The organism is Arthrobacter sp. E70 (assembly GCF_058266945.1).
The window spans coordinates 1-13,684 of the sequence record NZ_JBYQFR010000021.1 but is presented as its reverse complement, the minus strand read 5'-3'; the positions used below and the strand labels follow the sequence as shown (position 1 = coordinate 13,684).

At 69.6% G+C, this 13,684-nt stretch carries 12 protein-coding genes and 1 pseudogene; 2 read left to right on the top strand and 11 right to left on the bottom strand.

From position 1 onward, the window contains the following. Window positions 1-60 precede the first annotated feature (60 nt). The 10 genes from rfaE2 (AC3IMC_RS19305) to AC3IMC_RS19260 all read right to left on the bottom strand — a co-directional run bounded on the left by rfaE2 (AC3IMC_RS19305) (window position 61) and on the right by AC3IMC_RS19260 (window position 11,012). Complete coding sequence (rfaE2, locus tag AC3IMC_RS19305; protein ID WP_490920423.1) at window positions 61-1,596, bottom strand: D-glycero-beta-D-manno-heptose 1-phosphate adenylyltransferase; 1,536 nt, start codon at window positions 1,594-1,596, stop codon at window positions 61-63. Then, complete coding sequence (locus AC3IMC_RS19300) at window positions 1,593-3,020, bottom strand: aldehyde dehydrogenase family protein (RefSeq protein ID WP_490920422.1); 1,428 nt, start codon at window positions 3,018-3,020, stop codon at window positions 1,593-1,595. The genes rfaE2 (AC3IMC_RS19305) and AC3IMC_RS19300 overlap by 4 nt, the downstream gene beginning before the upstream one ends. Before the next feature lie 67 nt (window positions 3,021-3,087). After that, window positions 3,088-3,804 carry an SDR family oxidoreductase gene (locus AC3IMC_RS19295; protein ID WP_490920420.1) on the bottom strand — a complete coding sequence of 239 codons (717 nt, stop codon included), beginning with the start codon at window positions 3,802-3,804 and terminating at the stop codon, window positions 3,088-3,090. A 69-nt stretch (window positions 3,805-3,873) separates the two neighbouring features. Continuing rightward, a complete protein-coding gene (rfaE2, locus tag AC3IMC_RS19290) occupies window positions 3,874-5,304 on the bottom strand; it encodes a D-glycero-beta-D-manno-heptose 1-phosphate adenylyltransferase (RefSeq protein ID WP_490920471.1) in 1,431 nt (476 codons plus the stop codon). Further along, window positions 5,301-6,026: a D-sedoheptulose-7-phosphate isomerase gene (locus tag AC3IMC_RS19285; protein ID WP_490920418.1), complete on the bottom strand. Its 726-nt coding sequence runs from the start codon at window positions 6,024-6,026 to the stop codon at window positions 5,301-5,303. Before AC3IMC_RS19285 ends, rfaE2 (AC3IMC_RS19290) begins: the two co-directional genes overlap by 4 nt. Beyond that, complete coding sequence (locus AC3IMC_RS19280) at window positions 6,023-7,276, bottom strand: glycosyltransferase (protein WP_490920416.1); 1,254 nt, start codon at window positions 7,274-7,276, stop codon at window positions 6,023-6,025. The genes AC3IMC_RS19285 and AC3IMC_RS19280 overlap by 4 nt, the downstream gene beginning before the upstream one ends. Continuing rightward, entirely contained in the window at window positions 7,273-8,307 is a 1,035-nt protein-coding gene (locus AC3IMC_RS19275; protein WP_490920415.1) for a glycosyltransferase, read from the bottom strand. Before AC3IMC_RS19275 ends, AC3IMC_RS19280 begins: the two co-directional genes overlap by 4 nt. Beyond that, on the bottom strand, window positions 8,304-9,392 hold the full coding sequence (locus AC3IMC_RS19270) for a glycosyltransferase family 9 protein (protein WP_490920414.1): 1,089 nt from the start codon (window positions 9,390-9,392) through the stop codon (window positions 8,304-8,306). The genes AC3IMC_RS19275 and AC3IMC_RS19270 overlap by 4 nt, the downstream gene beginning before the upstream one ends. Then, window positions 9,392-9,928 (bottom strand): D-glycero-alpha-D-manno-heptose-1,7-bisphosphate 7-phosphatase, encoded by a 537-nt coding sequence (locus tag AC3IMC_RS19265; protein WP_490920412.1) that lies wholly within the window; start codon window positions 9,926-9,928, stop codon window positions 9,392-9,394. The genes AC3IMC_RS19270 and AC3IMC_RS19265 overlap by 1 nt, the downstream gene beginning before the upstream one ends. Window positions 9,929-10,049: 121 nt before the next feature. Further along, a complete protein-coding gene (locus AC3IMC_RS19260; protein ID WP_490920410.1) occupies window positions 10,050-11,012 on the bottom strand; it encodes a sigma-70 family RNA polymerase sigma factor in 963 nt (320 codons plus the stop codon). 146 nt (window positions 11,013-11,158) lie between these two features. Here AC3IMC_RS19260 and AC3IMC_RS19255 point away from each other — a divergent pair, with 146 nt between their 5' ends. Then, window positions 11,159-12,199, top strand: coding sequence for an NAD-dependent epimerase/dehydratase family protein (locus AC3IMC_RS19255; protein ID WP_490920409.1), 1,041 nt, complete (start codon window positions 11,159-11,161; stop codon window positions 12,197-12,199). 74 nt (window positions 12,200-12,273) lie between these two features. Here AC3IMC_RS19255 and AC3IMC_RS19250 read toward each other — a convergent pair whose 3' ends face one another. Then, complete coding sequence (locus tag AC3IMC_RS19250; protein WP_490920407.1) at window positions 12,274-13,095, bottom strand: hypothetical protein; 822 nt, start codon at window positions 13,093-13,095, stop codon at window positions 12,274-12,276. Window positions 13,096-13,282: 187 nt separating this feature from the next. Here AC3IMC_RS19250 and AC3IMC_RS19245 point away from each other — a divergent pair. Further along, window positions 13,283-13,684, top strand: a pseudogene (locus AC3IMC_RS19245) (hypothetical protein); the annotation flags it as partial.

Sequence of the window (13,684 nt, the reverse complement as noted above, 5' to 3'; positions counted from 1 at the left end):
ACCTGTGCCCCGCTTCAGTCATGCCTCAACCCTAGTTGACCGGTCCTAGTTGACCGGTCCTCAGTTGACCGGGCTGGCCGCCCCCTCGCCGTCGCGGATCCGCTTCACCACGGCCGTGGTGGACCGCTCCGCGACGTAGTCCAGGATCGCCACGCGGCCGCCGTACTCTTCCACGGCGGATGTCTCGGCCAGCATCTCCGGGGTGTAGTCCCCGCCCTTGGCATACACCTCGGGCCGGAGCCGCTGGATCAGCGGGGTGGCGGTGGGGGTGTCGAAAACGGTCACGTAGTCCACGCAGCTGAGGGCGGCCACGACGGCGGCCCGGTCTGCCATGGCGTTGATGGGCCTGCCGGCTCCTTTGAGCCGCCTGACCGAGTCATCGCTGTTGAGTGCCACCACCAGGATGTCGCCCAACTGCTTGGCCTGGTTGAGGTAGCGGGTGTGGCCGCTGTGCAGCACGTCGAAGCAGCCGTTGGTGAGCACAATCCGCTGGCCCTGCGCCCGGTGGAGCTCCACCTGGCGCTGCAGTTCGTCCTCGCCGAGGGCGGTGTCCGCAAACGCCTTGAGGTAGCGGCTCAGCTGCGCCGTGCTGCAGACGGAGGTGCCCGGCTGGTGGACCACGACGTCGGCCGCCGCCTGGGCCAGGTCCAGGCTGGCGGTCAGTGGCAGGCCTGCGGCACGGGCCAGTGTCAGCGCGGCCACGAAGGTGTCCCCCGCCCCGGACGCTTGTTTCTCGGCGGCCGGCCGTGCCCAGGTCCGGTGCCGCACGCCGTCGGGCGTCAGCAGGACGGTGCCGTCCCGGTCGAGGGTGACCACCACCGCCCGCGCGCCGGTGCCTTCCAGCACAGCTTCCGATGCGGCCCCCACGGCATCCACGCGTTCCTGCCCTTCCGGAAGCTTCCGGTCCAGCAGGCGCGCGGTTTCCTGCGCGTTGGGGGTCACCAGGTCGGGCTGCAGGGCGGCCCAGGGGCGCGGGTCGTGGGCGTCCACCACCACCAGCGGCCGGTTCCCGCCGGCAGGGCCGGATGCCAGGACGCCGGCGAGCGCCGCGCGGACAGGGTCGTCCACCACCCCGGTGCCGTAGTCGCACACCAGCACGGCGTCCTGGCGCTCGACGGCGGCACCCACGGATGTGGCGAGCGCGGCCAGGGCATCGGCCGGCACAGTCCTGGCCGAGTCGTCGAGGCGCAGCATCACCTGGCCGCCGCTGCTGATCCGGATCTTGGTGGTGGTCACCATGTCGGGGTGCGCGTGCAGGTGCCGGACGTCAATGCCTGCCGCTGACAGCTGCTGCCGCAGGTCCTCACCGGCGTCGTCGGTGCCGATAATGCCCGCGACGGAAACTTTCGCGCCCAGGGCGGCCAGGTTCATGGCTGTGTTGGCGGCCCCGCCGGGCACCGATTCGCGGGACTGGATGTCCACGACGGGGGCCGGGGCTTCCCGGCAGAGCCGTTCGATGCTGCCGCTCCACCAGCCATCGAGCATGACGTCGCCGATCACCAGGATGGACGGCCGCTCCTCGGCGAGCCTGCCGGGCAGCCATTCGGACAAGGCCCGCTGGGTGGAGAGGTCGATGGACCCCGGGGATGCGCTCATGGCCGGTCCTGCCCTTGGCTGGCGGCCGGCGGCGCAGCGATGTGCACCACCTTGACCTGGGTGAATTCGTCCAGCAGTTCCGGCCCGTACCCGAACCCGGCGCCGCTTTCCCCGCGCGGCTGGGCCGCACCGCCGGGAGCGCCGCCAAAGACCTCATTGATCTTCACGGTTCCCACCGGCAGCGCCGCCACTGCCTGCTGGATGTGGGCAATGTTGGCGCTCAGGACGGTGGCGGCCAGCCCGTACTTGCCGCTGCACGCCAGGCGCAGGCCGTCGTCGAACGAGTCCACCACCTGTACCGGGGCAACCGGACCGAAGGTCTCCTCTGCCATGACCTGCATCCCCTCGGTGCAGCCGAGCAGGACGGTGGCCGGGTAGAACGAGCCGGGTCCGTCGGGAAGGGCGCCGCCCTCAGCAGCCGTGGCGCCCTGGTCCAGGGCCGCGGCAACGTGGGCGTGGACTGCATCGCGCATCCGCCGGTCAACGAGCGGCGCCACCGTGCCGTTGCTGTTCCGGCGCGCGGCCTCGGCTTGCAGCGCCCTGCAGAACCCGTCCGCGATCTCCCGGTGGACGTAGATCCGCTCCACCGAGGTGCAGATCTGTCCGCTGTTGCTGAAGGCGCCGATGGCCGCCTGTTCAGCCGCCCATGCAGGGTCCACGTCGCTGTCCACGACCAGCGGATCGTTGCCGCCGTTTTCCCGGATGACGTGTGCACCGGTCAAGGCCGCGGCCCTGGCGATCCGGGCACCGGATGCGCTGGAGCCGACGTGGGCGATCACGTCGACGTCAGCCTGCGAGAGCTGGGCTCCCACCTCCGCTCCGCCCGAGATCGTCAGGAAGACGCCGGCCGGGAAGGCCGGTGCCAGGACTTCACCCAGCGCCTCGCCCAGCCGCGGACACCGTTCACTGGGTTTGTGGATCACGGCGTTGCCGGTGGCCAGGGCGGCGCCGATCAGGCCGCAGGCCACGGCAACGGGGTCGTTCCAGGGGGTGAGGAGGACGGCAACGCCGCGCGGCTCGGCGATGGTGTAGTCGGAGGCGAGCCGGTTGCCGCGCAGGCTGTGCCCGCGGTGTACCGGACCAAGCTCGGCATATTGTTCCAAGGTGGAGACGGCGGCTGCGATCCCGGCGAGCGCTTCCTCCACCGGCCGGCCGGTTTCGCTGGCGTTGAGCCCGGCGAGTTCCTGCGCGGCGGCGTCGAGTGCCTTGGCAGCGGTGCGCAACGCGGCGCCCCGTTCGGCCGGGGCGGTAGCCGCCCAGCCGGCCGCGGCGCTGCGTGCCACTTCCACGGCATGGGCAATCTCCCCGGGTGAAGCCTGGGGCACGGTCCAGAGTTCTTCACCGGTGCGCGGGTCCTGGATGGTGACGCCGGCGCCCTCGACTGTTGCACTGCCCGGGGTGGTTTCGGTGGCTGTGGTGGGCATGGTGTTCCTCCCGCCTTTCGATGCTGGATAGGTCGGTGCTGGATGGATGGGTGCTGCTGAGGCCGGTTTAGGGCCAGGAGCCCTCTTCCTCGTGGCAGATCAGCATTTCGCGCACCTCGCAACCCGTGGGCTGGTTCAACGCGAACAGGATGGCCTGCGCGGTGTTGGCAGGATCGTTGAGCCGGGAATCATCCTGCGGCTTGTATTGCTCGGTACGGTCGTCGAAGAACCTGGTCTTCATGCCGCCGGGGATCATGGTGGTGACGCCGATTTCCCCGCCGGTCTCCGCGGCGAGGGCGTGACTGAATCCCACTACACCGAACTTGGAGGCGCAGTACGCGGTGGCATCGGCTACGGCGCGCTTGCCCAGGGTGGAGGCCACGGTGACCACGCGGCCGTGGGTTTCCTTCAGGTACGGCAGGGCGGCGCGGACTACGGAGACGGTGCCCATCAGGTTGACCCCGATGACCTTCTCCCATTCGGTGGCTTCGACGTCGGCGAGCTTGCCGCACCGGTCGATCCCGGCAGCGGTGACCACGGCGTCCAGTCCGCCCAGGGTTTCGGCGGCTTCCCGGACGGCGTGCTCCACGGCCGTGCGGTCGGCGACGTCCACTTCGAAGGCCTTCACGCCGGAGACGGTGCTGATGTCGCGGTCCAGGACCACCGGGGTGCCGCCGGAGCGCAGGACGGCTTCGACGACGGCGGCCCCCAGCCCGGAGGCTCCTCCGGTGACCAGGACGCGGCCGGGCGTGGGCGTGGCGTTGACAGTTGACTCTGCGGTCATGGTGTTCCTTTCAACGGGGAAAACAAGTTCAGCGGGAAAACAAGACAGTTCGAAATATCGGGAATCAGGTCAGCTGACCTTGGCGAGCGCGTCGGCCAGGCCGGTGGTGGAACGGGCCGGGTGGAAGGGGACCGTGAGGCATTGGCCGCCCCAGCTCTCCACCAGGTCGGCTTCGGGCAGGCGGGCTCCCTTGTAGTCGCCGCCCTTGACCCAGATGTCCGGCCGGAGCCGGTCCAGCGCGGCTTCGGGAGTGTCCTCGTCGAAGACCATCACCGCGTCCACGCATTCCATGGCCAGGAGCAGTTCGGCCCGGTCGTGCTGGCCGATGATGGGCCGTTCCGGCCCTTTGAGCCGCCGCACGGAGTCGTCGGAGTTGAGGCATACGATCAGGCAGTCCCCCAGTTCCCGTGCCGCGGCGAGGGACCTGACGTGCCCCGCATGGAGCAGGTCGAAGCAGCCGCCGGTGGCCACCACTTTTCCTCCGCTTTCCCGCACCGAGCGGGCCAGGAGCAGCGGTTCGGTGGGGCGCCGGCCGGCGGGGCGTCCCGGCTTTCCGGCAGCAGCGTCGCCGGTGCCGGCGTCCGGCAGCGCCGATACTCCCCCTGCGGCCAGGAAGTCGGCTGCGTCATGCACTGCCAGGGCCGCGGCTTCCGGAAGGTCGCGGCCGGCCAGGAGGTGGACGGCAAGGCTGGCGGCGAGGCGGTCACCGGCGCCGCAGGGGTCGCCCGCTTCCACCCTGGGTGCCGGAACAGCACGGGCGGACGGGTCGTCCTGGCGCAACAGGACGGCCCCTTCCTCGCCTTTGGTGACCAGCACTGCGCGGCTCTGCCAGTGCTTCAGCAGGATCGCAGCCACCTCCGCGGCCTGGTCCGCGGCGGAGTGTTCCGCCCCGGCGGCCCGGGACCCGGAGGTTTGCGCCGCGGCAACCGACTGCGCGGCCCTGGTGGCCTCGGAGATGTTGGGCGTCACCACAGCCACGCCGGGTACCGGATCCGGACCAGAGGGGTGGGGATCCCAGACGATGGGGACATCGGGTGCCAGGCGGGCCAGGAGCTCCCGCAGCTGGGGGTTTGCCGCCAGCCCCCGGCCGTAGTCCGCCACAATGATCACGCCGGCTTTTTCGACCGCTCGGAGCATCGCAGGGCTGACGTCGGGAACCGGGGTTTTCGCGCACCCCTGGTCGAAGCGGACCACGGGATGGGACCCGGCCCGTACCCGGGTCTTCACCGGTGACGGGTAGCCGGTCGTTCCGGCGACGAGCCGCACTCCGGCGAGGTGCGAGCGCAGCTGGCTGCCGGCGTCGTCCTCTCCCAATGCCGTCACCAGGGTGACGGGCCAGCCATCCTGGGCCAGCATCCGCGCCACGAGGCCGGCACCGCCGGCGCGGCGGCGGACAGCGGAAACGTCGACGACGGGAACGGGCGCGTCGGGGCTGAGCCGGGTGGCCTCGCCGGAGAGGTCCACGTCCAGCATCACATCGCCCACCACCACGACCCTCATGGCCTGCCGCCGTTCAGCCATCCGCCGTTGGCCGCCCCTGGCCCGGGACCCGGAGTGCGCCTGCCCACTTCGAGGTCGAAAGCGCGGCAGATGGCGTGGAGGGCAATCAGGTGCCCTTCCTGGGCGTTGGCGTTGGGCGCGTCAACCATCACTGCCTCGTCGCAGGCGTCCGCCAGCGGGTTCGGGCCCACGCCGGTGAGCGCCCAGGTGGTGACGTTCAGCCGCGCGGCCGCCTCGGCGGCGCGCAGCAGGTTGGGACTCTTGCCGCTGGTGGACAGCAGCATCAGCACGTCGCCGGAACGGCCATGAGCGCGGACCTGGCGGGCGAAGACGTCGTCGTACCCGTAATCGTTGGCGATCGCCGTCACCGCGGACGATTCCGCGTGCAGGGAGATGGCGGAGAACGGCACCCGCTCGCCGTCGAACCGGCCCACCAGTTCGGCAGTCAGGTGCTGGGCTTCGGCGGCGGAACCGCCGTTCCCGGCGGCGAGGAGCCGCTGCCCGCGCAGCAGCCGCTGCGCAAGCTCCACACCCCAGGCAGCCAGCCGGCCGGACTGGCTCCGCAGGGAGTCCAGGGCGGGCAGCACGCTCTCCAGGTGCGCGTGGACGGCGTCGGCACTGTCGGGGTCCACAAAGGTGGCACCGGGCAGGACCGCCGGCAGTGCGGGGGGCGTTGTCAGGGCGCGAAGGTCGGCTTCACGCAGGGACCACTCGGCAGTCACAGGGCCGCTCCTTCCATCGGAATAGCGCCGGCCGGGGTTCCGGCGGCGGCAAGCTGGTAAGCCTTTTCGGTTTCGGCGGCAACCCGGTCCCAGGAGTAGCGGGTACGGGCCCGCTGCTCCCCGGCCCGGCCAAGGCTGGCCCGCAGGGTGGGGTTCTCCAGCAGCAGGGCCAGGGCTGAGCCGATGGCCTCGGGATCGCGCGGCGGCACGTGCAGGCCCGTGGCGTGGTCCACCACGGTGTCGCGCAGGCCGCCGACGGCGGCGGCCACCACCGGCACACCGCAGGCCATGGCCTCCAGCGGCACGATCCCGAACGGTTCGTACCACGGGGCGCAGACCACGGCGTCGGCGCTGCGGAAGATGCTCGGCATTTCGCTGCGCGACACCTGTCCCTGCAGCGTGACCTGTTCCGAGACACCCAGCTCGGCGGCAAGGCCCAGCAGGCGGCGGATCTCCGGGTCGGTGTGCAGGCTGCTGCTGTCCCCGCCGCCGCCGACGATCAGGAGTTCGACGTCGTCGAATCCTGCCGCCCTCAAGTACGGCAGGGAACGGATCACCAGGTCGACACCCTTGCGCGGCACCAGGCGGCCCACGGACAGGATGCGGTAGCGGCGGGTCCTGGGGGCGGCGGGGCCGGTGGCTCCGAAGACGTCCAGGTCCACGCCGCAGGGGGCGATGGAGATCTTGCCCGTGGCGATGCCCATGGCCTTGAGCTCGAAGACCTCGTCGGAGCAGGTGGCGATGATGCGGTCCGCGGACCGCCCCACCCCGGGTTCCAGCCATTGGCGCTCTTCCGGACTGGTGTCCTCGGCGCCCTGGTGCCTGCGCTTGACGGTGCCCAGGGCGTGGAAGGTCTGCACCACCGGTACGCGGTAGCCGGCGTCGGCCCGCCTCGCCGCGTCCAAGGCGGCGAGCCCGGACATCCAGAAGTGGCCGTGCACCACGTCCGGCGGCCGCTGCCCCCAGTCCCTGGCCACCCCGTCCGCCAGCTCACCCATGTAGGGCAGCAGCTCGTCCTTGGGCACGTGCCGGGCAGGTCCGGCGTCGACATGGACCACCTCGAACCGGCGCCCCACCCGGACCCTTTCGGGAAGCTCCGTTGCGTCCCTGCGCGTGTAGACGGTGACGTGGTGGCCCCGCCTGGCGAGTGCCTCGGACAACGCGGCGACGTGCACGTTCTGGCCGCCGGCGTCCACTCCGCCCAGTGCCGCCAGCGGGCTGGCGTGCTCGGAAATCATGGCGATCTTCATGACATCTTCCTCTCCCCGGCCGGCACGAGGATCCGCTCGTCCCGGCGCTCGTTGACGGATCGGCGGGGCCGGCGGCGCAGGTCTGCCAGGAGCTCGTCCCAGCGGTCCTGGAACTTGCCCAGGCCGTAGCGCTCCAGCGCCGCCTCCCGGGCGGCGAGGCCCCGCCGTCGGGCTTCCTCCGGATTGGCAACCAGCCGCGCCGCGCAGCGGAGCAGCTCGTCGACGTCGGCGGACACCACCCCGGCCTCCTGCGGCACCGCGCGCGGGGCCTCAGTAGCGGCAAGTACCACCACCGGCATGCCCAGGTGCATTGCCTCAAGGAGCGACAGGCCCAGGGACGTCCAGCGCATGGGATGCACATAGGCCCGGCAGCGCGCCAGTTCCCGGTGCAGGTCCTTCGTTTGCAGGTCGCCGCGGGCCGTCAGCCGGGACGTGTCGATCCCGGTGGCGGCGGCAAGTCCGTCGGTCTTCATCCCGAAGACCTGCAGCGGAGCCACGCCGGCGAACGCCGGCAGCAGGTCCGTTCCTGTCACCCGCCCACGCCGCACCGGTTCATTAACGACGACGCCGAGTTCCGGCAACTCACCGCTGTAGAGGTGGCCGGGGTCCGGGATTCCATGCTCGATGACGGCAGTGGGGGCGGAGCCGTTGTCCCACGCAAGCCGGTTGAAGTGGGTCACGTGGACGACCGGGATGAGGTCCTGGTCCGACAGCGGGTGGGGGATGTTGGGGAAGTTTCCCTTGGGCGTGTTGTGTTCCACGAAAACCGCGGGCAGGTCGACGCCGGGGGTGCGGCCCAGCGTACGGGCCACTTCGTCGATCTCTTCGGGCCGTTGCAGCACGACGGCGTCCACGGCGTCTGCGTCGAGCGTCGCCAGGTCCACCTCCCGTGCAGATTCGGGCCAATCCCGGCCCGCCCGCCCCAGGCCCCAGGCCCCGCCTTCGGGCAGGACGGGCAGCAGGTATTCATGACGGCCGCGGACGAAGGCGTCCGTCCAGGATCCGTGGACATGCCAGAGCAGGATTCTCATCTGTTGCGGGCCTTTCTACGGGTGCTGACGTGGGTGCTGAAGGAGCTCACTCCGCTGATCAGGCGTTCCACCGCCGCCACAACTTCCTCCGGGGAGACGGAGTCCAGGCAGGGGTGGCCCGGGACGGGGCACACCCTGGCGCGGGTCATCCGGCAGGCCGCGTTCTGGTCGCCCAGGAGTTCCAGCGGAACCCCGTACGGTGCCCAGCGGATGGCGGGGACCACGGGGGAAAACAGGCAGGCCACCGGGGTGCCCACGGCGGCGGCAAGGTGGGCGGGACCTGTGTTGCCCGTGACCACCGCCTCCGCTCCGGCCATGACGCCGGCCATGGTGTCGAGGTCGGTACGGCCGCCGAGGTCCAGTGCCGAGGGCCCGGCGACGGTGGCGGTGAGCGAGGTTTCACCCGGTCCGCCGGTGACCACCACACGGTGCCCCGCCCCTTGAAGGAGTTCGACGGCGGCGGCGTGGTGCAGCGGGGGCCAGGCCCTGGCAGGGACCGCCGCTCCCGGGTGGACCACGATGTAGGGGTCTGCCCCGACCAGACCGGTGACGTCAGGGACGGATTTCACGTGCAGCTTTCCGTCGTCCCCGGCGGGCAGGCGGAATCCGGCGGCCTCGGCAATACCAAGCGCCCGCTCCGCCTCCGGCTGGTCTTCGGGGAAGTCTTCCCCGGGCTTGAGCCGGATGTCCAGGAGGGACCCGGCGTAGTCAGTGGAGGCCCCGGTGATGCGTTCCACGCCCGCGAGCCGCAAGAGCAGTGCCAGCGGCAGCGGTGACTGGTGGAAGGACGTCAGGATCACGGCCTCGGTAATCCTTGAGTTGCGCACGTAATCGATGAGCCGGTCTGCATGCGGGCCCGTCATCTTCGGGGCCGGGTTCATGATCCAGGGGCTGTCCCAGCTGTAGACCTCGGCGACACCGGGCAGCAGGGCGGCGGCCGATTCCCCCTGGCGGCCGCACAGCATCACCACGTGGTTGTTCCCGCTGCCGCCAAACCCCCTTCCGTTGGCTACCGCCCGGACGGCGGGACCGGCCAGCAGGACGTCGCCCATGCTGTCCAGCCGGGCCACCAGCACGCGCCCCATCAGGGCGCCACCTGGAGCAGGCCCACGGCGGATGCGAGGTCAGCGGCCACCAGCCGCGCCCCTTTCACTTCCTCAGCGCGGGTGACGGGAGTGGGAACAAGGACGCCGATGGCACCGGCCGCCTCCGCGGCTCCCACGTCGGCTCCGATATCGCCGATCAGGGCCGCCTGTGCCGCGTTGATCCCGAGTTTATGGCACGCGCTGTGCACCATCCCCGGCGCAGGTTTGCGGCACGCGCAGCCGTCCTGGTCGGAATGGGGGCAGATTTCCCACACATCGAACGGCCCCAGCAGTTCTTCCACTTTGGCGTTGACCCTGGCCACGTCGCCGGGCGTTATCAGCCCCCGGGCGATGCCCGACTGGTTGCTGACGACGCCCGTGGCGATGCCTGCGGCCCGGAGGCCGTCCAGCACTTCCTTGGCTCCAGGCATTGGCTGGACCAGGTCCGGATCGCCGTTGTATGGCACATCGACCACCAGGGTCCCGTCCCGGTCGAACAGGACAGCCCTGACGTTGGAGGTTTCGGAGCTTTCCATAACCACACTGTTCCCTCCTCCTCCTGCTCCTAAACAGCGCCGAGGGCTTTTCTCGGCCTCCGGACCATGGCCGGGGGCCGCCCCTGAACAGGCAAGATAGGGATTTGGTGGTGCTGGTGCGCTAGTTGCCCCGGGTCCCGCCGCCGAACCTTCGGCGGGTTACGGCACCCCCAGGGGACGGCTTTCCGGCGGCCCGCAGGTGCCGGAACGGCGCGCCGGAGCCAGCGGACTGGCCTGCGCCGGAAGCCCTGCTTTGGGTTCCCATGCCGCCATCGGCTTCCCGGCCGCAGGTCTGGGCGCTGGCCTCCAGCCGGCGCTGCAGCTCCACCAGGACCTTGGCCAGGCGGCGGGATACCTGCATTTGCGACATGCCCAGCCGTTTGCCCAGTTGGACCTGCGTTTCCTCACAGAAGTAGCGGCGGTAAAGAAGTTCCCGGTCCGAGTCATCCAGGTCCTGCATGGCGTCGCGCAGGCATGCCAGTTCTTCGAGCCGTTCCAGCGGCGCATCCGGGCAGGCCAGCATCTCGCCGATGGAGGGTGCGTCCGAGTTCGGGTTCACGGCGTCCAGTGAATCCGGTTGCATGCTGCTGGAGGCCGAAATGGCTTCCTGCACCTCTGCGGGGTCCGTATCCAATTCGCCGGCCAGTTCCTCCACGCTGGGGCTCCTGCCGAGCGACTGGGTCAGCTCCGGCTCTGCCCGGAAGAGCCGGGTCCGCAGGTCCTGGATATGGCGGGGCGGGCGCACCACCCACGTCCTGTCACGCAGGTACCTTTTGAGTTCACCTGTGATGGTTGGCGCGGCATAGGCGGGGAAGCTCTCGCCCTTGGCCTGGTCAAAGCCGCGGGCCGCCTTCACCAGGCCCAGGTAGGCAACCTGGTTCAGGTCCGCCCGCTCCCGGCCACGGGCCTCGAAGCGGGCAGCCAGGGCCTCGGCCAGGTCCAGGTACCTCAGGACCAGCTCATTCTCGAAGGTTTCCCGCAGCCGGCCTGACGAGGAGGACGGGGCTGGATTTTGTTGTGGTTCTGGATGCTGTTCATGGACTCGCGTACTATCCACGGCAAGTGCGGCAAAGGATTCGGGCATGGATCGTTGTCCCTCGGTCTGGGTTCCGAAAGCCTGCGGCAAGACTTAGAAGCAGCAAATCATAAGGTTGCTTATAATTCAATCCTTCCCAGCTGTAGGCTCAGCATGTAAGCGGTAAACGCCCCGACCTCCAAGGAGCCCTCGTCATGCGCATTGCCATCACCGGAGCCAGTGGAAATGCAGGGACCGCACTGCTGCGCAACCTCCAGGGCCAGCTTTCCCGGAAGCCCGGCAGTCTGCAGCTGGTTGGCATCAGCCGGCGCCTTCCGGACACCTCGGCGCCACCGTACGCCGGCGTTGAGTGGCACACCCTGGACGTAGGCGCAGAACAGGACCGGGTGCTGCTGGAACGGGCACTCGCCGGAGCGGACGCCGTGGTCCACCTTGCCTGGCAAATCCAGCCGAACCGCGACCTTGAGCAGCTGCACCGTACCAACGTGACCGGAACCGCGAACGTCCTGGAGGCAGCCAGGACGGCGGGCGTGAAGCAGGTTGTCTGCGCCTCCTCCGTTGGTGCCTACAGCAGCTCAAGCAAAGACCAGCGCCGGGACGAGTCCTGGCTGGCCACGGGGATGCCCGGTTCCCACTACAGCCGGCACAAAGCCGAACAGGAAAAACTCCTGGACCAGTTCATGGCCAAGGAACCGGCTATTTCCGTGGCCCGGCTCCGGCCGGGGCTGATTTTCCAGGCAAAGGCCGGCAGCGAAATTGGGCGGTATTTCCTGGGGCACGTCATTCCGCGGCTCCTTCCAGGGAAGCCCTGGACCCCGTTGCTTCCAGCGCCGGACAACCTCATATTTCAGGCGGTGCACGCCGATGACGTTGCGGAGGCTTACTGGCGCGTAGTTGACCAGCGCGCCAGCGGTGCCTTCAACATTGCTGCTGAGCCGGTGCTCAACCCCCAGGAACTGGCACGCATCCTTGGCGCCAAGCGGATCCTCCCCATCCCCATGCGAGTGCTGCATGCGCTGGTTGACCTCACCTGGCGGGCTCGGATCCAACCAACGGACGCGGGCTGGGTTGAGATGGCGGCAGGGGCGCCCATCATGGATACGGACCGGGCGCGGCGAATCCTGGGCTGGGAGCCGAAAGTGTCCTCAATCGACGCGGTAAAGGAAGTGCTCGCCGGCATGGGGACCGGGAAGGGAGTGCATCCGTCCCCCGTCCTCAGGCCGCGCCGGCCTTGAGCCGCCAGCCTTAAAACGACCTTAAACATGACGCACCGCCCGGCGTCCGCCGGGCGGTGCGTCGGATTCCGGCGCTAAATTCCGTCGCCCCGGTCCCGGTCCCTGGCCTCCCGGACGTCGCGGCGCGCGGCGTCTGCTGCGGAAGCGTCTCCGGCGTCACCACGCCGCACATCCCTCCGCGCCTTCTCGTCGTCCCGCAATTCTGCTGCGGCGCCGGTGGTCCCCTCCTCCGTATGCGGGTGGCCGGCCAATGTTTCACCGCGCAGGTCATCCCTGCCGGCTTCGGGGTAGGCACCCCCGGCCAAACCTTCGCGGCGACCGCCCTCGGCGTCACCACCGCCGGCATAGCCGCCGTCGGCCCCTGTGCTTTCCAGCCCGCGGGCGACGTGCCGGCTGTGGTCGCGTTCCGCATCAACAGGGCCGCCGTCACGGGCTGGGACCGCGGCCTGATGGCCGGTTCCGCGTACGTCAGCAACGGCGTCCACCGGCCTCCGATGGACGTCCTCCGCCGCGCTGCCCCGGGTACGGTCGCTCCGGGTACCGTCAGCGGTGACGTCCGGATCGAGCTCGTCGGCCCGGCGGGCACGGCTGGCAACATCGCTGCGCAGGGACTGGGCCTCCCGGGCCTGCTGTTCCGCCTCCTGGCGCAACCGGGCTGCATTGACCTGCGCCTGCTCAGCATCGGCACGTGCCCTAATGGCCTTGGCTTCCCGTTCCCGGGCATCGATTTCCATGTTTTCGGCTTCGCGCCGGATTTCAGCGGCCTTTTCCCGGTGTTCCCGGTCGCGCTTTTCCTGCATTGCCCGCCGGCGCCTCCCGCTGGCGAGGAACAGCACGACAATCAGCACCAGTACGACGACGGCAACAATCGCCCAGACCCATGGAGCTGTATCCATTTTTCCCACCACTTTCCACTTCGTTGTGACCGGGCAGGCCCGCGCCATTCCGGCTGTCATATTCAGGAACGTTACATTCCGGTTAGCAAGGGTACTTACCTTTTATTAGTAATCATGCTTATTATTTTACGGCCAGTATTGCTGGTTCTTGATCAAAAACCGGCCTTCTTGGAAAGAGAGAGCGAAGATGACAGAGAACCAATGGCCCCAGGACCCGACTTTCACGGCTCCCCCGGCCAGCACAGGACTTCCTGGTGAGCGGAACGCCGCCACCTTCCCATCCGCCGCCACTCCAGGGGTCAGTGAGGCCGGCTACGGCACGGACGGCCCCGGGCTCTCCCGCAAGGACGCCGCCAAGGAGGAAGCCTCCAACGTGGCCGGCGAGGCCGCGTCCGCCGCCCAGGGCGTTGCCCGGACGGCGAAGGAGGAAGCCGCGAACGTCGCCTCCGAGGCAAAGGCCGGCGCGCAGGACCTGCTGCACCAGGCCCGCGCGGGGCTGACCAGCCAGGCCGGCATCCAGCAGCAGAAGGCAGCGGAAGGCATCCGCAACATCTCCACCCAGCTGCACAGCATGGCCACCGCCCCGGAC